The sequence below is a fragment of the Mycolicibacterium gilvum genome (genome assembly GCF_900454025.1).
Classification (GTDB): Bacteria; Actinomycetota; Actinomycetes; order Mycobacteriales; family Mycobacteriaceae; genus Mycobacterium; species Mycobacterium gilvum.
Genome location: NZ_UGQM01000001.1, coordinates 310,965 through 331,151 on the forward strand (window position 1 = coordinate 310,965; position 20,187 = coordinate 331,151).

The following is a 20,187-nucleotide window of genomic DNA, read 5'->3' on the forward strand; positions in this document are numbered from 1 at the left end:
GCGAACGGCCTCACATCAGCGGCGGCGCGGACGTGAGCACACCGTGATGGGGGCTTCACACGGGGCGACATAGAAGCAATATCGGCTCCCTAGCGTGAGGGCATGGCGTCAAACTCGCACGTCGTGGTCGTCGGCCACGGCATGGTCGGTCACCGTTTCGTCGAAGCGCTTCGCTCCCGGGACACCGAGGGAGGCTGGCGGGTCACCGTGCTCGCCGAGGAACTCGATCCGGCCTACGACCGCGTCGGGCTCACCGGCTACACCGACCACTGGGACCGCGCGCGGCTCGCGCTGCCGGGTAACGATTACGCCGGCGACGACCTCGTCGAGGTCCGGCTCGGGCAGCGGGTAGCGGCACTGGACCCGGCCGCGAAGACGGTGACGACGGCGGACGGCACGCAGATCAACTACGACGCGCTGGTCCTGGCCACCGGCTCCTACGCGTTCGTGCCGCCGGTGCCGGGGCGCGACCTGCCCGGCTGCCACGTCTACCGCACGCTCGACGACCTCGACGCGATCCGCGCCGATGCGCAGCGCGCCCGGGAGAGCAGCCGTGCCCCCGTCGGCGTGGTGATCGGCGGCGGACTGCTGGGGCTGGAGGCCGCCAACGCGCTGCGCGGATTCGGCTTGAACGCCCATGTCGTGGAGCGCTCCGGACGCCTGATGTCCCAGCAACTCGATGAGGCGGGAGGCGCCCTCCTGGGCAGAATGATTAGCGAACTCGGCATCGCCGTGCACACCGACGTCGGCACCGAGTCCATCAGACCCGCGCAACGGAACCGGCCGCTGAAGCGGTCGGCCGAGGACAACTCGATGCGCGTGGCGCTGAGCGACGGCACATTCATCGACGCAGGTGTCGTCGTTTTCGCCGCAGGCGTCCGTCCTCGCGATGAACTGGCCCGCGACGCGGGTCTGGAGGTCGCCGAGCGGGGCGGAGTCCTCACCGATCTGGGTTGTGTGACAAGCGATCCCGCCATCTACGCAATCGGTGAGGTGGCCGCGATCGAAGGGCGGTGCTACGGCCTGGTCGGACCGGGCTACACCAGCGCCGAGGTGGTCGCCGACCGTATCCTGGGCGGCGCGGCCGAGTTCCCCGAGGCCGACATGTCGACCAAACTGAAGTTGCTCGGCGTCGACGTGGCGAGCTTCGGCGACGCGATGGGTGTCACCCCGAGCTGTCTCGAGGTCGCCGTCAACGATGCGGTCAACCAGACCTACGCCAAGCTCGTGCTCTCCGACGACGCCAAGACACTGCTCGGCGGGATCCTCGTCGGTGATGCGTCGGCCTACGGCGTGCTGCGCCCGATGGTCGGCGAGGAGCTTCCCGGTGACCCGCTCGCGCTGATCGCACCCGCCGGAACAGAGGGTGGGGCAACGCAGTTGGGTGTGGGCGCGTTGCCCGACGCGGCCCAGATCTGTTCGTGCAACAACGTCACCAAAGGCGACCTCACCGGCGCGATCGCCGGCGGATGCTGCGACGTCGCCGATCTGAAGAAATGCACGCTGGCCGGCACGTCCTGCGGATCGTGTGTGCCGCTGCTCAAGCAGTTGCTCGAAGCAGAAGGCGTCGAACAGTCGAAAGCGTTGTGCGAGCACTTCTCCCATTCTCGCGCCGAACTGTTCGAGATCGTCAGCGCCACATCGATCCGGACGTTCACCGGGCTCATCGAGCGTATCGGAACCGGAAAGGGTTGCGACATATGCAAACCCGTCGTCGCATCCATCCTGGCGTCGACCAGCTCGGAGCACATCCTCGACGGCGAGCAGGCCTCGCTGCAGGACTCCAACGACCACTTCCTGGCCAACATCCAGCGCAACGGCAGCTACTCGGTGGTTCCGCGTGTGCCCGGCGGTGACATCACCCCCGAGCACCTCATCCTGATCGGGCAGATCGCCAAGGACTTCGGTCTCTACACCAAGATCACCGGCGGGCAGCGTATCGACATGTTCGGCGCCCGGGTCGATCAACTGCCCGAGATCTGGCGCCGGCTCGTCGAGGGGGGCATGGAATCCGGTCAGGCGTACGGGAAGTCGCTGCGCACCGTCAAGAGCTGCGTGGGCAGCGACTGGTGTCGCTACGGCCAGCAGGACTCGGTGCAGATGGCGATCAACCTCGAGCTGCGCTACCGCGGCCTGCGGGCACCGCACAAGATCAAGATGGGGGTGTCCGGGTGCGCCCGCGAATGCGCCGAGGCCCGCGGCAAGGACGTCGGTGTCATCGCGACCGAGATTGGGTGGAACCTCTACATCGGAGGCAACGGCGGCATGACCCCCAAGCACGCCCAGCTGCTCGCCGGTGACCTCGACGACGAGACGCTGGTGCGCTACATAGACCGGTTCCTGATGTTCTACATCCGCACCGCCGACCGGTTGCAGCGCACCGCGCCGTGGGTCGAACAACACGGCCTGGAGCATCTGCGTGAGGTCATCTGTGACGACTCTCTGGGTCTGGCAGCAGAATTCGAAGCGGCGGTGCAACGCCACGTCGACGGATACTCCTGTGAGTGGAAAGGCGTGCTGGAGGATCCCGACAAGCTGGCGCGCTTCGTCTCGTTCGTCAACGCCCCCGATGTCGCCGATCCGACAATCGAATTCACCGAGATCGCCGGTCGCAAGGTGCCTGCACCCGTGTCGATCGGCATGCCGAAGGTAGGAAGGTAGCCGCCGTGACAGTGCTCAACGAGGCGCTCAGTGGAACCGAGGTCTGGACCACGGCGTGCCGGTACGACTTCCTGATCCCCAACCGCGGGGTCGGGGTGCTGCTGCCCGCCGGTGAGCAGGCCGCGCTGTTCCGGCTCGATGACGGCACGCTGCGCGCGGTCGGCAACATCGACCCGTTCAGCGGTGCGGCGGTGATGTCGCGCGGCATCGTCGGGGACCGCGGCGGGCGGTTGACGGTGCAGTCGCCGATCAAGAAACAGGCGTTCGCGCTCGACGACGGCAGCTGCCTCGACAACCCGGAGTATGCGCTGCCGGTCTATGCGACGCGGATCACCGAAGACGGCGAAGTCCAGGTCGGCTCCTGACCATCCCGCCGAAATTGCATTCCAGCAGGACTTTTGCGAGTACACGCCTGCGGGGATGCAATCTCGTCGTGACCTAAGAAGGGACTTTCGGCCCCTGACGACGGGCACCCCGCGGCCCTACCGTCGGCGGTATGACCTACGTGATCGGTAGCGCGTGCGTGGACATCGTCGACAAGTCCTGCGTGCAGGAGTGCCCTGCGGACTGCATCTACGAGGGCGACCGCGCCATGTACATCAATCCGAACGAGTGTGTGGACTGCGGCGCCTGCCGCATCGCGTGCCGGGTGGACGCGATCTACTACGAGACCGATCTGCCCGACGAGGAGCTCGCGTTCCTCGACGACAACGCCGCGTTCTTCACCACGACGTTGCCCGGCCGCGACGAGCCGCTCGGCGATCCCGGCGGTGCGGCGAAACTGGGCCGCGTCGGCGCCGACACGCCCCTGGTGGCCGCGCTACCGCCGTCGACGACCTCGCACCCCTGACCCCTGACCCCTGACCCTCACCGCCGAAATTGCATTCCAGCAGGCGCGTACTCGAAAGTTCGCTGCTGGAATGCAATTTCGGCGGGACTGTCGTATCCGGCGCGCTGGAATCGACTGACGATCAACCGTGCCACCCCGGGGTGGGTGCCCAGCGGGTCGGTCACCACATCGGCGCCGCTGTCGCGTAGCCGATCCTGGAAGAGGCCTTCCGACAGCAGATACGACGCGACGACCACACGCCGTCCGCGCCCGCGCAGGGCGGCGACGGCGTCGGCGATGCGGGGTTCACCGGTGGCGGCGAACGCCAGTTCCACCCGCGAACCGATGGTGGCGGACAACCAGGCCGCAGTCGTGTGCAGATCGCGCATCGCCCCGCGATCCGATGTGCCCGCCGCCGCCAGAACCACCGAATCATCAGGCCGCCAACCGGATTCGATCAACCGGTCGACGAGTACCCGCACGAGCTGCGGGTCGGGGCCCAGCGCGCGGGTGACGGTGACGTCGGGGTGTCCGCTGGCTGTGACGTGGTCGGGGATGTCGCTGCTGACGTGATAGCCGCGGGACAGGAACGCGGGCACCAGCACCGTCGGCCGGTCCGGCGTCGCAGCGAGAAGCTCGGCGGGTGTGGGGCCGAGGACGTCGACGAACGCCACATGCACGGGCCGGTCCAGCGCCGAGGACACCTGCGCGGCGAGGTCGCCGATCAACGACACCCCGCGTCGCTTGCGGGTGCCGTGTGCGACCAGGAGCAGGCTCATGACGCGAACGCCTCGTCGACGGGCAGCCGGTATCCACGCTTGACCACGGTCGAGACCATCTTCTTGTCGCCCAGCGCGGTGCGCAGCCGAAGCACCGCCGTCTCGACGGCGTGGGTGTCGGTGCCGCTGCCCGGCAGCGCCCTCAGCAGGTCGGTGCGCGACACCACGGCCCCCGGTTTGAGGGCTAGCGCCCGGATCGTCGCCATCGCCGCGGGCGACAGCGCCTTGACCGTGCCGTCGACCAGCACGCAGGTGCCGCGGATCTCCAGCAGGTGGCCGGCGACCCGCACGGTGCGTGCCTGCAGGAGCGGGAGCTCGTCGGTGATGTGGCGGGCCAGCGCGCCGAGGCGCATCCGCTCGGGCGCCGAGGTCGGCACGCCCAGGCGGACCAGTGGACGCGCGGTGACGGGTCCGACGCACATCGCGTGCACCCCGTTGCGCAGCGCCGAGAGCACCTCGGCCTCCAATCCCATCTCGGTCGCGCGCATCAGCACCGACGCCACCGCGGGCGCCGAGGTGAAGCTGACCGCATCGAATTTCTCCTCGGCGATCGCGGCGACCAGCTGGTCGAAGTCACCGTTGCGCGGCGCGGGGTGCCAGCGGTACACCCGGATCGGCACGACTTCGGCTCCGGCGGCCCGCAATTCGTCGAGGAACTCGGGGAACGGATCCCAATCGGCGGTGGCCCCGTGCAGCTGCACCGCGATCCGCATCCCGGCGATACCGCCCTCGACCAGGTAGTGCAGCACTTCGCGGGAAGACTCCGACTCCGGTGACCACTCCTCGGGCAGGCCCGCGGCGCGCAGCGCGCCGGTGGCCTTCGGGCCGCGGGACACGATCCGGGCCCGGCTCAGTGCGGCGGTCAGCTCGGCGTCCATGCCCCAGCCGTCGGCGGCGGCGATCCAGCCGCGGAAGCCGATCCCGGTGGTCGCGATCACGATGTCAGGGGGTGTTTCGATCAGCGACTGCGTGCGCTGACGCAGTTCGTCGTCGTCGGGGAGTGGCACCATCTCGATTGCCGCGGCGCTGGTCACCGTCGCGCCTCGGCGACGCAGCAGCGCGGCCAGTTCGTCGGCGCGCCGCGCGGAGGTGACCGCAACCCGGAATCCGGTGAGCGGCGCCCAGTCCGGATCACTCATGCCCACTGTCTATTCAGCCCGTGTTTCGGGGTGATTAACCAGCGGTTGCGCGGCTGTGTCGCGCCCGCTCAGGCTGTGAACTTGCGTTCACCGCGGGCAGGCGCCCGCTGTGAGATCGCCTCACCACACGTCGCCGCCGCGCCAGTCGCAGGCGATCGGAGAGCGCGGGTCCAGTGTGACCGAGGACGGCAGTTCGACGGGGAGCACGAACACCGCGCCGTCGTCGTCGGGCGTCGGTGTCAGGCCGCCGGGCGCCAGCACCGACGTCGGGCCCTGCCACCGGATCCAGCCTCGGCGGGTGTACAGCGGCTCGCCGAGGTCGCTCGCCCCCAGCGCACCCAGGTGGTAACCGCCGCGCACCACCTGCTCGACGGCGTCCATCAGCACCCCGCCCAGCCCGTGCCCGCGGTGGTCTTCGGCGACCGCGACACCTTCGACGTAGCCGCACCGCAGCGCGTGCTCACCGTAGTACAGGCGGCGCTGCACCACGGCCGCGTGGCCGATGACCTCGCCGCGCTGGCAGATCAGCGCATGCATCCCGCCGAGTGCGTGCTCCCAGTCGTCGTCGGAGAAGTCGCCGTCGAACGCGTCGATGACCATCCGGCGGGCATCCTCGCGGGTCTCGTCGTCGAGATCGGAGGTGTGGACGAGGCGTGCGCGCACACCTGAGTTCTACCAGCGTCGGACGGAATCCGTCAGGACTCGAACGGACGGCGCGGACGCGACCAGTGCAACCGGACCGTCTGGCCGGGCCGGGCCTGGGCGATCTTGTCGACGTCGTCGTCGGTGACGACCCCGATCACCGGGTAACCGCCCGTCACGGGGTGGTCGGGGCCCAGGATCACCGGGAATCCGTTGGGCGGGACCTGGATCGCGCCGCGCGTGGCCCCCTCGCTGGGCAGCTGGCGGTCGGGCCGCCGGTACTCCAGCGGCATACCGACCAGCCGCATCCCGACCCGGTCACTGCGGTTGGTCACCTGCCAGTTGGTGCGTATCAACACGTCGGGGTCGACGAACCAGTCGTCGCGCGGCCCGGGGACGACCTTGAGCTCGAGCAGGTCGCCGTCGATCGCCGCGACGGGGGCCTGGTCCAGTTCGGGGAAGTCGTCGGTGTGCGCCCCGACGGGAAGCACGTCGCCGGCGCGCAGCGGCACCGGTCCGATCGCCGACATCACGTCGTAGCTGCGCGATCCGAGGACAGGGCTCACGTCGATCCCGCCGCGCACCGCCAGATAGGACCGCAGCCCCGCCCGCGGCGGTGCCAGCGAGATCACCTCGCCGTCGTGGGCGTGGTGAATGCTGTTGGTGCCGAACGGAACACCGTTGACCGACGGGTTGGTGTCGGCGCCGGTGACCGCGATCGCGACGCCTTCGCCGTTGCCGCCGTGCACTCTGGCGGTGAATCCGCCGAGGGTGACCTCGACCGTGGCGCGGTCGTCGGGGTTGGCGACCAGACGGTTGGCCAGGGTGTGGGCGCGTCGGTCCGCGGCGCCCGAGCGGGTCACGCCGATGTGCGACAGACCGGGTCTGCCGAGGTCCTCGACGAGCGCCAGCGGCCCCGGCTGCAGGATCTCCAGCGTGACCGCACTCATGGCTTCAGCTCCGTCGAATCGCTCCTCGCGTCCGCTGTGCCTGAATCGCTCCTCGCGTCCGCGGTGCCTGTTTCGCTCCTCGCGTGCGCGGTCTGAAACTGCACCCACGTGCCCGGGGGCAGCAGCGCCGGATTTTCGCGGTCGATGTCCCACAGCACCGCCGAGGTGCGGCCGATCAGCTGCCATCCGCCGGGGGATTCGCGTGGGTAGATGCCGCTGAACTCGCCGGCCAACCCGACCGAGCCGACGGGCACCCTGGTACGCGGCTCGGCTCGGCGCGGGACGGCGAGTCGCTCGTCGCCGCCCACCAGGTAGGCGAAACCCGGTGCGAATCCGCTGAAGCCGACCCGCCACATCTGACCCGTGTGTGCGGCGACGACCTCGTCCACACTCAAGCCGGTGAGCCGGGCCACCTCGTCGAGGTCCTCACCGTCGTACACGACGTCGATGACGACGTCGGCCGTCGCGGGGGCGACCGCGTCGGCGGCGGCCTCGTCGGTCATCTGCAGTCCGGCCAGCCGTTGCCGGGTCGGTGCCAGGTACCGGCTCCCCGCCAGCTTCACCAGAATCGTCCGCGCCGCCGGGACGATGTCGACGGCGCCGGGCAGATCGGCACCGCGCACCACCTCGATCCACGCCAGTACCTCTGCGCTGCTGTCGAACTCGAGCAGCAGCGCCCGATCGCCGTAATCCAGAATCCGCCGTACGCCCCCGGTGCGCACTGTGTCGATCGCATCCGCAGTCACGCTCATGAACCAAAGCTACCGCCGGGTAAGTTGGAAAGCTCGGGCTCGGACAAACCTCTCTGACTCTTGCCAGAGCGTCCTTACCGATGGCTCAAAATCCCTCCGCCGAAATTGCATTCCGGCAGGCACGCACTCGCACTTTTCCTGCTGGCCCTCTTTGCCACGCTCGTTGTGAGTCAGTGGGAGTCAGTGCGAAGGGGATGAGTGTGTCGATCAGTGCAGGGTTCAGTATCGCCGAGATTCGTGAGTTCGTTGTCGAGTATCAGCGGGTGCCTCATGGGCAGAAGGGGTCGTGGCTTGCTGCTTCAGGGGTCTCTGGCGGTCAGTTCAGACGGTGGCAGGCCGCAGTGTTTAGCGGTGACCTCGACCGTGGCCTGATTCCGCGAGAAGGTAGTGAGATGACAGTTCCCCCGGCGCTGCGCAAAGCGTTGGCCAAAGTTGATGCAGCCAGGCAGGACCGCGACGAGGCCGAACTCGCTCAGCTACGAGAGCGAGTTCGCGAGCTCGAGGCAACCAACGAGGCTTTGGGAAAAGCTATCGGGCTCTTGCACACGATGAGCGCGCACGAGCCCGACGCAGCCCCGACGATCCACGATCTCGACGATTCATCGACGCCGAGAACGGACTTGTCACCGAGTTGACCGCGGCGATCGGTTCGCAACGTCAGGCGCTGGCGATGATCGATCTGTCGCGTTCGACGTGGCATTACCGGACCAACCCGCGCCCGCCGGTCAGCGACCCGCTGCCGCAGAAGCATCGGGCTTACCCATCGCGCATCGATGAGGCCGACCGGGCAGTGATCCGAGACAAGATCCTCGCCGGCTGGGAGGCGGGCAGCTCGGTGGACCATGCGTTCGCCGCCAGCTGGGACGAGGGCGTGATGTTGGCCTCGCGGCGTTCCTGGTGGCGGATCGCCGCCGCGATCGAGGACCAAAGTGCGCGCCCAGTCGCACCGACCCGCTCGACGAGCAAGACGCCCCGGCAGGCGCCGGTACTCAAAGCGACAGGACCACAACAGATCTGGAGTTGGGACATCACCGACCTGCGCAGCCCGTGGCGCGGTGTGGCGTTCAAGGCGTACTCGATCCTTGACATCTACTCCCGCAAGATCGTGGGCTGGCGCGTGGAGGAACGGGAATGCGACGACCTCGCCGTGGACATGTTCGAAGCCGCGTTCGCCGGGCACGGCCTCCCCGCGGTCGTGCACGCCGATTCCGGGCCGGCGATGCGCTCGACGGTCCTCAAAGACCTCCTGGCCGGTCTCAAGATTGGCCAAACCCATAACCGGCCCCGGGTCAGCAATGACAACCCGTTCTCCGAATCGGAGTTCCGCACGATGAAGTACCGACCGAACTATCCCGGTGTCTTCACAGATCTTGACTCCGCCCGCGCCTGGGTGAGCGCCTACGTGTCCTGGTACAACCAGCATCACCGCCACAGCGGCGTCGAACTGTTCACCCCAGACTCCGTCCACGACGGCACGTGGGCGCAGCTCTGGGACCGACGAGACACCGCCCTACAGGCCTACTACGACGCTCACCCCGAACGGTTCCGCAACCGTCCACGAACCAAAAGCCCCAGCCCCGTCGTCGGCATCAACCTCCCCACCGAAAACGACCCCGACCGACTCCAAGCAGCTTGACATCGCCCGTGGAATGCAATTTCGGCGGGAGTGGCGCGCGGCGGGAGTGGCGCGCGCTTACACCGGCACGCTCTGATAGGTCGGCTCCCGATGCTTGATGAACGCGATCACCCGGTAGGTGATCGGCAGCAGCGCGACCTCCACGGCGGTTTTGTAGAGCCAGCCCTGGGCGGTGTAGGTGACGAAATCGCCGAACGACGTGATGCCGATGACGCCGGCCGCGATGGCGCAGAACACGAGGGTGTCGCCGAGCTGGCCGACGAATGTCGACCCGACCAGCCGCGCCCACAGGTGCTTCTCGCGGGTCCGCTCCTTGATCAGCACCAGTGACCACGCGTTGAGCGTCTGGCCGACGAGGAATCCGGCCATCCCGGCGATGATCAGGCCCGTGTAGGCGCCGACGATGTTCTCGAAGTGTTCCTGGTTGGGGTAGAAGTCCGCCGCGGGCAGGTAGACGGTGGCCCAGAATGCCAGGGCGGCAAGGATGTTCATCGCGAAACCGGTGTAGATGGCGCGGCGCGCGGCCTTGAATCCGTACACCTCCGACAGCACGTCGCCGATGACGTAGGTGAGCGGGAAGACGATGAAGCCGCCGTCGGTGATGATCGGCCCGAACTCGACGCCCTTGGTCGCGGTGACGTTGGAGATGATGACCAGCGCGGTGAACACCGCGACGAGGACCGGGTAGTAGGCCGACCCGACGCGGGCGAAGGAGGCGTGCAGGTTCCGGTCGTTCACCGCCCCATTAGACCTCAGGTCAGCGCGTCGTCCAGCATCGGCGGTAGCCGCTCGGCGAGCACCGGATACGACAGCGTCGACGCGTAGGCGATGGCTCCGGCGAGCTCCTTGCCGGTGAAGACATGCCTGTTGGCCGCGGTCGCCCGCAGGCCGGCCACGACAGGGTCGGCGAGCAGTGCGGCCTGCTCCTGGTCGTTCTCCGTGGTCCAGATGAGCACATCGGCCTCGTCGAGCACCGTCGTGAGCCGGTCCCGCGGGATCTCGTCGTCGGTGTCGAGGACGGTCAGTCCCATCGCGGTGAGGAACTCGCGTCGCCAGGGCGGTCCGCTGACCTGTACCCCGTCGCCGGTCAGAGTGCCCGCGAGCAGCAGGGCCTTCTTCCCGGTGAACTGCGGGTGGGCGTCCTTGACAGCGCTGAACCGGGCGTCGACGTCGGCGATGAGCTTCTGCATGTCGTCGTGGCGGAACACCGCCTGCCCGATCGCGCCGGCCTGGTCGCGCCACGGTTCGAAGAACGCCGCGCGACCGGACTGCGCGACGGTCGGGGCGATCTCGGAGAGCCGGGTGTAGGTGTCCTGATCGAGTCCGGCGTCGGTCGCGATGATGAGGTCGGGACTCAGCGCGGCGATCTGCTCGACCTGGACACCGTCGGCGAGGCTGAGCACGGCGGGCTGGGCCGCGCCGAGTTGGGGGCGCGCCCACGGCCACACCCCGAACGGTTCGCCGCCGAACCAGTCGGTGACCGCGATCGGCACGACGCCGAGAGTGAGCAGGTCGTCGGCGTCGGTCAGACCCGCGCTGACGACCCGCGTCGGCGGCCCGGGAATCCTGGTCTCGCCGAACGCATGCGTGACCGTCACCGACCCGTCGCCGGCGACCGTGCCGGGCTTCTCGGAGCCGCAGGCTGTCAGCGTCGCTGCGGCGCCGGCAGCAAGCCCGAGGAAACTGCGCCGGGACCACACACGGGACACCCGGCGAGCGTAGCTAACCGAGTTCGAAGTTTCCGAACAACACGAGCGCCAGCCCGAGAGCCACGACGATGTTCACGACGGTGGCCGAGGCAAACACCGCGACCGGTCGCCAGCCGGCTTCGCGCAGGCCGCGCAGGGAGAACTCCAGCCCGATCGCGACGAACGCGAAGATCAGGAACCAGGTGCGCAGGTCGTTGACCGTGCTGATGGCCGCCTTGTCGCCGCCCCACTGCAGATACAGGGTGCCGACGATCGACGCGGCGATGAAGCCGAGCACGAACTTCGGGAACCGCTCCCAGAACTGCCCGATCGTCGGTCGGGCACTGTCGCCGCGTTTCTCCACCTTCAGCGCGAAGTACGCCGTCAGTGCGATCGCGACGATCCCGATGAGCGCGTTCTGGGTGGTCTTGACGATGGTGGCGATCTGCAGCGCGTCCTCGCCGGCGATCGCGCCCGCAGCCGCGACGGCGGCGGTGGTGTCGATGTTGCCGCCGATCCATGCTCCGGCGACCGCGTCGGGGAGTCCGAACACCCCGGCCAGCCACGGCAGCAGGAAGATCGACGGCAGCGCGAACACGATCACCAGCGACGCCGCGTACGCCAGCTGTTCGCGTCTGGCCTGAACCGCGCCGGCCGCGGCGATCGCGGCGCTGACACCGCAGATCGAGACCGCCGACGCGAGCAGCGCGCGCAGTTTGTCCTCGATGCCGAGGCGTCCACCGAGCCACCAGGTGAAGCCGAAGACGATGGTGATCAGCAGCAGGGCCTGGATGATCGCGGGGGCGGCAGCGGTCACGAGGAGTTTCAGGTTGATCGACGCGCCGAGCAGCACCAGGCCGGTCTTGATGAAGAACTCGGTGCGGAACCCGGCTGCCAGCGCGTCGCGCAGCGCCAGCTTGGACAGCACGAGGTTGCCGAGCAGGCCCAGCGCGATGGCGTAGACCGGGAATTCGACGGATTTGGCGATCCCGGCGAAATCGGTGCCGGCAGCCCACTTCGGCACCTGCTGTTCGAGGAATCTGGTGGCGGCGCCCAGGACGAGGACGACGAGGACACCGGCGACGGCGTAGCCGGTGCCCGACGGCGTGCGCTGCTGCGGCTCAGAGCCCTGGGTGGTCTGCTCGGTCACGGGATGACGCTCCCGGGGATGGCGCCGACGAGGACGAGGGCGAGCAGAGTCAGGCCGACGACGACGGCAAGCCAGTCCTCGTTGAGCGCGCGGCGGGGAGTGTCCTGCTGATCCGGCATGGGTGCCGACCGTAGTCAGCGGGACGCGCAGCGTCGTCGGTTGAGATCAGCGAGAACCGAAGGGGATCAGGGAGCGGGCGCGGGCACCGGCACCGGCGGCCAGACCGGCGGCGGTGCCGACGCCGGGAGCGGCGGCGAGCCGGGGGCCGGCGGGGGAGGCGCGGCGGCGGGATCGCCGTACGGCGTCGGCGGCACCCACGTCGAGGGATCCATCTGACCCGGGCCCACGGACTGCATGAACTCGGGTGAGTTCCGCATGTTCCACAGGTCGCGCAGGAAGTCGAACTGGCCGGTGTTGCCGAAGTTCGCATTGGGCACCGGCGGGATGAACGGGGCACCTGCCGGGGGCGGTGCCGGCGGCGCGACCGGACCGGCCGGGGCGGCCGGCGAGCCCGGCGCGGCGCCCTCGGCGATCGGGATGTACTGGAAGACCGGCGTCGGCGGCTGCGCCGGCGCGGCGGCGGGCGGAGGTGGCGGCGGGTCGAAGGGGACTGCCGGTTGCGCACCGGCCTGCGTCGCGGCGGCCAGCGCCGCAACGGCGAGGAGCGCGTTGAGCGCGGCGACTTTGACTAGGTGCACGACAGTCACATCGACGAGGCTAACCCCTGGCGTTACATCGCGATACTCGTGCGGGCTCACCGAATCAGCAGCGACACGCCGAGCGCGATCATGACGACCGCGATCGCGGCGTCGAGCAGGCGCCACGTCCGGGCCGAGGCGAACCAGTGGCGCACCCGCGTGGCGCCGAATCCGAGCGCGGCGAACCACACCGCGCTGGCGGTGACGGCCCCGACGCCGAAGAGCCAGCGGCTGTCCTGATGTTCGTTGGCGAGCATCCCGAGCAGGACGACCGTGTCGAGGTAGACGTGAGGGTTGAGGAATGTCAGCGCCAGGCAGGTGGCGAGCACCGCGGTCAGGCGGGCGGGTGCGGCGTCGGTGGGGATCAGGACGTCGGGCCGGACCGCCCGCCGCGCCGCGAACAGGCCGTAACCGATCAGGAAGGCCGCGCCCCCGTACCGGGTCACGGTGACGATGTCGGGGTGGGCGGCGATCAGCGCACCGACACCGGCGATCCCGGCGGCGATCAGCACGAGATCGGACACCGCGCACAGCGCCACGACCGGCAGCACGTGCTCGCCCCGGATGCCCTGGCGCAGAACGAACGCGTTCTGCGCACCGATGGCGGCGATCAGCGCCAGCGAGCTGGCGAAGCCGCTGAGGACGACGAGGTAGGCGGTGCTCACGAGTGTCGACGCTAGGAGGCTGTCGACCAGCAGTACAGCTAATGATTCTTCAGGTGAGTAAGCAATTCTTATCTCGTCGTGTCCACGTGACCGGTCCGGTGCGCTGCTGCTGTAGATTGCCATTCTCGATGGCGGCTTGCCATTTGAGATGGCGGCAGTTGGCGGATCCGCCATCTGTATGGCAAATCATATGACTTTTGAGTGTCCGAGCGTCGCCGCTACATGGATCTGCGCGGCCGGAATTCCTTTTTGCTATTGCTTTGTCCCCGGCTGGAGGCGCACGCTTCTTGGACGCCCTCGGTGGCGGAGCAGTCAAATGTTGGCATGGGATGGTTCATCTATCGCAGCCACGGCCGCTGAGCGGTCGTCGGCGGACGGACTGACGCCGCAACACTGGAAAGTGCCCGGTTCCGTTGAGGTGGATATCTCGACGGCGACCATCGATCTGCGCCTCGCGAACGGTGAAACTGAGCGTTTCGCGGCGGTTGAGGTGTCGGAGGCGGCATTGTTTGCCGCGATTCCGTGGCGGACGTTTGGCTGGTACAAAGGGCAGCGTCATTACTCGGGCAGCTATTGGGCCGCCACTGAAGACAACCATGTTATCTACGAGTCACGGTTGGAACTGTCGTCGCTGTTGATGGCGGATTTCGATGTCTCGGTGCTCGAGATCGCTGCTCAGCCGTTCCTGTTGCAAGCGGTGGTGAATGGTCGACTGCGACGCCACATTCCGGATTTCCTGTGGCGCACCACGGCTGGGTTGGTCGCCGTTGATGTGGTCCGCAGGGAACGTCTTGACGGAAATCCGAAGATTCAGGTGCTGTGCTCTTGGACTCGCGAGGTTATCGGATCCCTGGGTTGGGACTATCGGGTGGTCAGCGAACAACCGGCAGTCCTGCTGGGAAACGTGCGATTTCTTGCCGGGTACCGCCGCAAGCGATACATCTCGACGGACGCGCTCGACCAGATACGTTGCCGTCGGGATGATTTGGTTGGCCGGCGGATTGATGATGCGGAGTCGGTGATTGGTACGGCGGTTGCGCTGCCGGTGATGCGTAGTGCACTGCTGCACGCATTGTGGACTCAAGAGTTCTGGGTTGACCTCGACCAGCCGCTTCGACCCTCGAGCGTATTGGGGTTACCGCGATGACGGGTGCATCGACACCTGTGCGTGTCGGTACTCGCTTCACCTATGAAGGCAGCGTGCACGAGATCGTCGATATGCATGTCCTCGGTGGCTGTTTGGAAGTACTCGCGAAAACGGTGCGCGGTAACGTCCTGCGTCGCTTGTCTATCCATGAGTTGTTGATGTCTGATCGTGTCCGGGCCTTGCCCCCATGTAGTGGACACGGGATTTGTGGTTATGCGGCTTCGGGCAGCGTAGCCGGTGTCAGGTTCCTTTCGTAGGTCGCGGGGCTGGAATGACGGCAGTAGGAGTGCCGTCGTGTGGTGTTGTAGCGGGCCAGCCACCGAAAGACCTCACGGCGGCAGATCGCCGCGTCCGGCCAGCAGGCACGGTCTTGCAGAATCTCGCGCTTGAGGGCGGCGTTGAACGATTCGGCCAACGCGTTATCGGCACTTGACCCCACCGCACCCATCGACTGGACGACCCCCAGATCGCGGCAGAGATTCGCGAAATCCCGTAAGGTGTACTGACTTCCATGATCTGCATGGAATATTGCACCAGCCAGTGAACCCCGCAGTGCAGCAGCGGCTTTGAGCGCATCGATGACCAGTTCGGTGCGCATGTGATCGGCGATCGCCCACCCGGCGACCCGCCGTGAACAGCAGTCGATCACGGTGGCCAGGTACAGGTTGGCGCCGGTCGCCAATGGCAAGTAGGTGATGTCGCCGACGTAACGGGTGTTGACCTGCGCGGCGGTGAAATCCCGTTTGAGCAGGTCGGGGACCTTCTGGTTCGCCGGGTCCGCCACGGTCGTCTTGACCCGACGTCGGCGTCGATAACCGGCGATCCCGGCGCCGCGCATCACCCGAGCCACCCGCTTGTGGTTGACCCGCTGCCCCTCGGGCGCACCGTCGTTGAGCTCGGCGGTGATCCGCGGCGCCCCGTAGGTGTTGTCCTCGTCGTGGACGGCGCGGATACGCTCGGCCAGCGCCTCGTCAGCAGCCCGACGGGCCGCTCGTCCGTCAGCACCGGCCAACCACGCGTAGAACGACGAACGCGCAACCTCGACGACTGCGCAGAGCCACTTCACCTCGAAGGCGTGCAGGTGGTCGGCGACAAACTGAAAGCGGCTCACCAGTTCGTCTCCCCGGCGAAATATTTGGCCGCCGACCGCAAGATGTCACGCTCGGTGGACAACCGCGCCTCGGTGGCGCGTAACGCCTTGACCTCACTGCGGAGGCGGGCCAGCTCCTGCTCAGGGCTCTCGGCCCCTGGCACAGGCTCGGCCACTACGACACCGCGGCGGTGCCGAATCGGCACCCCGGCCGACTTGCACCACGCCGAGAGCGTGGCCTCGCTGACACCGAGCTCGGCAGCGATCTGGGCGATCGTCGCGCCCTCGGTGTCCCGGTAGAGCGCGACCGCGTCACGCTTGAACTCATCGGGGTAATTTTTCCTTGCCATCGGGTTGGATCATCTCGCTTCCCCCAGCACATTCCTGGGATTGAGCGTGTCCAACACACGGGGTCAAGTCCCCTGCATCGGGACCAATGACTGCATCCACCGAGTCACCGTGGAGGGGTTGCGATTCGGGTGTTCAGTCAACCCCGGAGTCGGGCGCGAAACAGAACCCGAGCCCGCTCCGGCCGCTGGACCGCAGTCGGTACTCGTCGCCGGCGGTGGGCCCGCCGGGTTGGAACTGGCCGCACTACTGGCGGCGAAGGGTCATTCCGTGAGTCTCTGGGAACGTGAAGCTGAACTCGGAGGTCAGGTCCGCACGGCCGCCCGTGCCGCCGAGAACCAATCTTCGTACCTGCAATATCTTAACTTCCAGCGGCGCCAGCTCGAACGGCTCAACGTGACAATCCAGACCGGATACACCGCCACTTCCGAGCGCATCCTGGCCGCGGGCTTCACGGTCGTCGCTGTGGCGACGGGGGCGATGCCGCGGCGGCCCACCGTGCCCGGCATCGACTTGCCGCACATCATTGAGGGACGCGACGTATTGGACGGCAAGGTCGACGTCGGCAACCGAGTGGTCGTCATCGCGATGGAAGACCACATGCAGCCGCTGACCATCGCCGGCTTTCTTGCAGATCTCGGCAAACAGGTCCGACTCATTTATGCCTCACCGTCGATTGCTCCGCTTGTCGGCCCATATTCGATCGGCGCCCCGCTTGCCAAACTTTCCCGCGCAGGCGCGGAGATTACGGTCTGCCAACGACTTGTCTGTGTCGAAACCGATCGTTTGATGCTGCGGAACATCCATTCGGGCGCACCCAGTTCGGTCTGCGACTTCGACTCGGTGGTGCTGGCCTGTGGTGGTGTCTCCGACGCGGGGCTCTATGACGATCTCGCCGGCCGCGTACCCTCGCTCCACGTACTTGGCGACGCGTACGCGCCCCGGCGGATCTCCTTTGCCACCCGTCAGGCCTTCGAACTCGCCCGCAAGATCTAATTTTTTCACCTAATTCTGCTTAGATTCATGTTAAAATTTGGACATACACCGCCCCCAAGTGGCGCGGGAGTTCCCTCGCCCGAAGGAGTCCGCCATGACCAGTTCCACCGAGCGAACCGCCGCCTCGTCTCGCATCGAACCGAGCCAGTTCCACATCCTGGATCCGGAGTTGGTGGCCGACTTCTGGCCCAAGGTCAACGATCTCCGTGAACGTTGCCCGGTGGGCTGGAGTGATCAACCGTGGAGCGATTCGGACTCCGGATACTGGTTCATCAACGATTACGCAGACGTCATGGCCGCGGCGACCAACTGGCGGGCATTCTCGAGTGCCCAGGGCGCATCGCCGGTCCAGTTCAATCTCGACATCTTGCGCATGATCCCTCTCGAAACCGACCCCCCGTTGCACCGAGACATCCGCAAGGTGCTCAATCCGTTCTTTACCCCAGACGCGTTACAGGCACGGGAAGACGAGATCAAGGACATCGTCAACGGCCTTATCGATCGATGCCTGGCGATCGCTGCTGCGGGTGACGGCACGGTCGACTTCATCGCCGAGTTCACCCAGCGTCTACCTCCGCTGGTGTTCTTTGTCGGGTTCCTCGGTCAGAAAGAAGATGAGCTCGATTGGATCATCGAGACTCTCCAAGAGCTCATTTCTGCGCCGGAACGAGCACTGGAATTGGCGCCGCGACTATTGATGTGGGATGCCGAATTACTTGAAAGGCGGCGACAGGAAGGTCGCCGGGACGACATGCCCGGTGTAATCGCCCATCTCGGCCTCGACGGGTCAGACGGGCTCGAACTCGACGAGCGGCAGCGAATGGAAACTCTCAACCTCATGATCATGGCGGGTATGGAGACCACGATGGGCGGTCTTGCCAGCATCGCGCTCAGCGTCGCCCAGCAACCCGAAGTGAGACAAACGCTCATCGACGGCGGTGAGCAACTGCTGGACCGCGCGGCTGACGAGTTCTTGCGTCTTGAAACGCCGGTCACCGCAGCGGGCCGTACCCTGACGAAGGATGTCGAGATGAGTGGCTGCCCAATGCATGCAGGCGATCGGATCGTGATCAACTGGGCCGCCGCCAACCGTGACCCCGCGCAGTTCCCGAACCCCGACCACCTCGACTTCCAGCGGGCCAATGCCGCATCCCACGTGGCCTTCGGCGCGGGGATCCACCGCTGCCTGGGCAACCACCTTGCCCGACGCGAAGTGAAAGCGATGATTCGGGCGATCTGCGCCCTGAGCGTGTTTGAGATACCCGCCGATTTCAAGCCCACCTACCGCGTTTCAATCGCCCGCGGTCCGGTGAGCCTCCCAGTGCGCATCGCGCGTTAGTTACTTCGACCTGAAAAAGGGTTGATGGCCAGTGCGGCCTCTGGCTGGTCCTGTTTCGAATGGGCCGCTCGGGTGGGGAACTGGTTGTCACCCGGCCAGGGCGCTGATCTTGACCAGGTTGTGGGCGAAGACTCCGTGTCCGCACCAGGTGCGGGCTCCGGTCAGTGTGGTTAATTCGGAGCGGTTCCATCCGTAGCTGCGTTTGAGGTGGTTGATCCGGCCTTCGCATCCGGTTCGCCATTTGATCTTGGTGCGGAATGCTTTTCGATGTTCGAACTCCCGCCGGGCGGCGCCGGGTCTACTGGCTCGGGGGATGGCCACCCGGCGCACCCCGATCTCGTGCAGATCGTTCTCGACCGAGGCGTAGCCGTAGCCGCGGTCGGCGGTCACCGCGGTGGGGGTCCGCCCGGTCCGCTCGGTGATACGGGCGATCGCCGGCGCCAGCTGGTGGGCGTCCGGAGGGTTTCCGACGTGCACGCTGTGGTCGAGGATGATCCCGTCGGCGTTGTCGACGACCTGGGCTTTGTAGCCGAATTCCACCGGCTTGCCGAGCCGGCCCTTGCGGATCGGACGGGCATCGACATCGTGGAAGCTCACGATGCGACTAGCCGAATCCGGCACCACCCCGGCCAGCCGGCTGCGGGTCCGAGCCACCACCTGCTCGGCACGCTGGAGCAGGGTGCTCAGGTCGTTGATCGCCCGCTGCAGTCGACCGCGGCGTCGGCCCGTCGCCTGCCGTAAACCCCTGCGAGCATTGCGGATCACCACGTCGGCGTCAGCGATCGCCGCATCGGCGAGGTCGGCCAGCTGGCCGGTGATCCGCAGCACGGCTGCCTGGCCCTCCTCGCGGGCTGCCGCACCGCGTAGCCGTAGTTTCGCGTCGATCGACCGGGCTCGCTGACCTGCTGACCGGCTGCGATCACGGACCCGTGTGCGGGTCGCTCCGCCAGCGGCCTGAATCCGCTTCACCGTCTTCGCGATCCCACCCACGGCCTTGGCCAACAAGCCCGAATCGGTCGGATAGGCCACCGCGGCCTCGACCACCGTGGTGTCGGCGCGGACCTTGTCGGTCCGGATCAGCTTCGCGTCGGCCGCCTTGATCACCAACGCGTCATTGAGTCCGGCGACCGCGGCCTCCCCGCATCGGCTGGTCAGCTTCATCAACGTGGTCGGATGCGGCACCCGCGTCCCGAACGGGATACGACAGAAGCGTTGCCAGGAAATCGAATCCCCCACCTCGCGGCACAGTGACTCGAAGCCCAGCCGGTAGCGGAACTTCAGGAACATCATCCGCAGGTACGTTTCCATCGGCACTGACGGCCGCCCGATCCGCGGATCGAAGAACGGCGTGAACGGCGCGAAGAACACCGGATCGTCCAGCAGCGCGTCTACCCGGGCCAACTCGCCGGGCAACACCAACAGCTCCGGCGGCAGGATTGCATCCCACAACGACAACTGGTCATTTACAGTTCTGAGCACGATGGCTTCGATCCCTTCTTGCCCAAGGGTTCGAGGCCACCATCGCGCCGAACAAACACCAGCTCAGGGACCGCCACGCCCCGACTTTTTCAGGTCGAAGTAGTTAGCCCCCAGCGGCGTCGCCGATTTCACTCGTCGACGACAGCTCGTGCTTGTGTCGGCGACGTTTGCCCTCACCGCCCGCGGTTTGGGTAGCCGC

General features: G+C 67.0%; 21 protein-coding genes. 8 read left to right on the plus strand and 13 right to left on the minus strand.

What is annotated here, in order from left to right; translation table 11 throughout:
* Nucleotides 1-102: 102 nt before the first annotated feature.
* The 3 genes from nirB (at nt 103) to fdxA (ending at nt 3,511) form a co-directional block, all read left to right on the plus strand.
* On the plus strand, nt 103-2,661 hold the full coding sequence (gene nirB, locus DYE23_RS01405; RefSeq protein WP_115326293.1) for a nitrite reductase large subunit NirB: 2,559 nt from the start codon (nt 103-105) through the stop codon (nt 2,659-2,661).
* Nucleotides 2,662-2,666: 5 nt separating this feature from the next.
* Complete coding sequence (nirD, locus tag DYE23_RS01410; protein WP_115326294.1) at nt 2,667-3,026, plus strand: nitrite reductase small subunit NirD; 360 nt, start codon at nt 2,667-2,669, stop codon at nt 3,024-3,026.
* A 131-nt stretch (nt 3,027-3,157) separates the two neighbouring features.
* Nucleotides 3,158-3,511: a ferredoxin gene (gene fdxA, locus DYE23_RS01415; RefSeq protein ID WP_115326295.1), complete on the plus strand. Its 354-nt coding sequence runs from the start codon at nt 3,158-3,160 to the stop codon at nt 3,509-3,511.
* A gap of 17 nt (nt 3,512-3,528) precedes the next feature.
* On the opposite strand, the gene DYE23_RS01420 is transcribed toward fdxA, so the two are convergent.
* The 5 genes from DYE23_RS01420 to DYE23_RS01440 all read right to left on the minus strand — a co-directional run bounded on the left by DYE23_RS01420 (nt 3,529) and on the right by DYE23_RS01440 (nt 7,752).
* The gene (locus tag DYE23_RS01420) at nt 3,529-4,269 is read right to left on the minus strand and encodes a sirohydrochlorin chelatase (RefSeq protein WP_115326296.1); all 741 of its coding nucleotides are present in this window, start codon (nt 4,267-4,269) and stop codon (nt 3,529-3,531) included.
* Entirely contained in the window at nt 4,266-5,408 is a 1,143-nt protein-coding gene (locus DYE23_RS01425) for a uroporphyrinogen-III synthase (RefSeq protein ID WP_115326297.1), read from the minus strand. Before DYE23_RS01425 ends, DYE23_RS01420 begins: the two co-directional genes overlap by 4 nt.
* A gap of 120 nt (nt 5,409-5,528) precedes the next feature.
* Nucleotides 5,529-6,071, minus strand: coding sequence for a GNAT family N-acetyltransferase (locus DYE23_RS01430; RefSeq protein ID WP_115326298.1), 543 nt, complete (start codon nt 6,069-6,071; stop codon nt 5,529-5,531).
* A 32-nt stretch (nt 6,072-6,103) separates the two neighbouring features.
* A complete protein-coding gene (locus tag DYE23_RS01435; RefSeq protein WP_115326299.1) occupies nt 6,104-7,000 on the minus strand; it encodes a 5-oxoprolinase/urea amidolyase family protein in 897 nt (298 codons plus the stop codon).
* On the minus strand, nt 6,997-7,752 hold the full coding sequence (locus DYE23_RS01440; RefSeq protein WP_115326300.1) for a 5-oxoprolinase subunit B family protein: 756 nt from the start codon (nt 7,750-7,752) through the stop codon (nt 6,997-6,999). The genes DYE23_RS01435 and DYE23_RS01440 overlap by 4 nt, the downstream gene beginning before the upstream one ends.
* Nucleotides 7,753-8,144: 392 nt before the next feature.
* Here DYE23_RS01440 and DYE23_RS31190 point away from each other — a divergent pair, with 392 nt between their 5' ends.
* Nucleotides 8,145-8,387 (plus strand): hypothetical protein, encoded by a 243-nt coding sequence (locus DYE23_RS31190; protein WP_235660295.1) that lies wholly within the window; start codon nt 8,145-8,147, stop codon nt 8,385-8,387.
* A complete protein-coding gene (locus DYE23_RS01450; protein ID WP_011891385.1) occupies nt 8,384-9,388 on the plus strand; it encodes an IS3 family transposase in 1,005 nt (334 codons plus the stop codon). The genes DYE23_RS31190 and DYE23_RS01450 overlap by 4 nt, the downstream gene beginning before the upstream one ends.
* Before the next feature lie 57 nt (nt 9,389-9,445).
* Here DYE23_RS01450 and DYE23_RS01455 read toward each other — a convergent pair whose 3' ends face one another.
* From DYE23_RS01455 to lysE, 6 genes are all read right to left on the minus strand, one after another.
* Entirely contained in the window at nt 9,446-10,126 is a 681-nt protein-coding gene (locus DYE23_RS01455; protein ID WP_115326301.1) for a queuosine precursor transporter, read from the minus strand.
* 14 nt (nt 10,127-10,140) lie between these two features.
* Nucleotides 10,141-11,097, minus strand: a complete 957-nt coding sequence (locus DYE23_RS01460; protein ID WP_115326302.1) for an ABC transporter substrate-binding protein — start codon at nt 11,095-11,097, stop codon at nt 10,141-10,143.
* Nucleotides 11,098-11,110: 13 nt separating this feature from the next.
* Nucleotides 11,111-12,226, minus strand: a complete 1,116-nt coding sequence (locus DYE23_RS01465) for a YeiH family protein (protein WP_115326303.1) — start codon at nt 12,224-12,226, stop codon at nt 11,111-11,113.
* The gene (locus DYE23_RS31105; protein ID WP_115326304.1) at nt 12,223-12,345 is read right to left on the minus strand and encodes a hypothetical protein; all 123 of its coding nucleotides are present in this window, start codon (nt 12,343-12,345) and stop codon (nt 12,223-12,225) included. Before DYE23_RS31105 ends, DYE23_RS01465 begins: the two co-directional genes overlap by 4 nt.
* Before the next feature lie 66 nt (nt 12,346-12,411).
* Entirely contained in the window at nt 12,412-12,933 is a 522-nt protein-coding gene (locus DYE23_RS31680) for a hypothetical protein (protein ID WP_272940046.1), read from the minus strand.
* Nucleotides 12,934-12,980: 47 nt separating this feature from the next.
* A complete protein-coding gene (gene lysE, locus DYE23_RS01480; protein ID WP_115326305.1) occupies nt 12,981-13,589 on the minus strand; it encodes an L-lysine exporter in 609 nt (202 codons plus the stop codon).
* A gap of 316 nt (nt 13,590-13,905) precedes the next feature.
* On the opposite strand from lysE, the gene DYE23_RS01485 reads away from it, so the two are divergent.
* Nucleotides 13,906-14,736, plus strand: a complete 831-nt coding sequence (locus DYE23_RS01485) for a TnsA-like heteromeric transposase endonuclease subunit (protein ID WP_234810329.1) — start codon at nt 13,906-13,908, stop codon at nt 14,734-14,736.
* 211 nt (nt 14,737-14,947) lie between these two features.
* On the opposite strand, the gene DYE23_RS01490 is transcribed toward DYE23_RS01485, so the two are convergent.
* Nucleotides 14,948-16,176 (minus strand): IS3 family transposase gene (locus tag DYE23_RS01490; RefSeq protein ID WP_115326306.1). Its coding sequence is split into 2 segments (ribosomal slippage): nt 14,948-15,864 and nt 15,864-16,176, totalling 1,230 coding nucleotides; the frame shifts between segments, so codons are not numbered across the junction.
* A gap of 109 nt (nt 16,177-16,285) precedes the next feature.
* Here DYE23_RS01490 and DYE23_RS01495 point away from each other — a divergent pair.
* Together DYE23_RS01495 and DYE23_RS01500 are read left to right on the plus strand one after the other, a co-directional pair.
* Nucleotides 16,286-17,170, plus strand: a complete 885-nt coding sequence (locus tag DYE23_RS01495) for an FAD-dependent oxidoreductase (RefSeq protein WP_235660298.1) — start codon at nt 16,286-16,288, stop codon at nt 17,168-17,170.
* Between the two features lie 94 nt (nt 17,171-17,264).
* Entirely contained in the window at nt 17,265-18,509 is a 1,245-nt protein-coding gene (locus tag DYE23_RS01500) for a cytochrome P450 (RefSeq protein WP_115326308.1), read from the plus strand.
* An 87-nt stretch (nt 18,510-18,596) separates the two neighbouring features.
* Here the strand turns inward: DYE23_RS01500 and DYE23_RS01505 are convergent, their stop codons facing one another.
* Nucleotides 18,597-19,988 (minus strand): ISNCY family transposase, encoded by a 1,392-nt coding sequence (locus DYE23_RS01505; RefSeq protein WP_435404777.1) that lies wholly within the window; start codon nt 19,986-19,988, stop codon nt 18,597-18,599.
* Between the last annotated feature and the right edge of the window lie 199 nt (nt 19,989-20,187).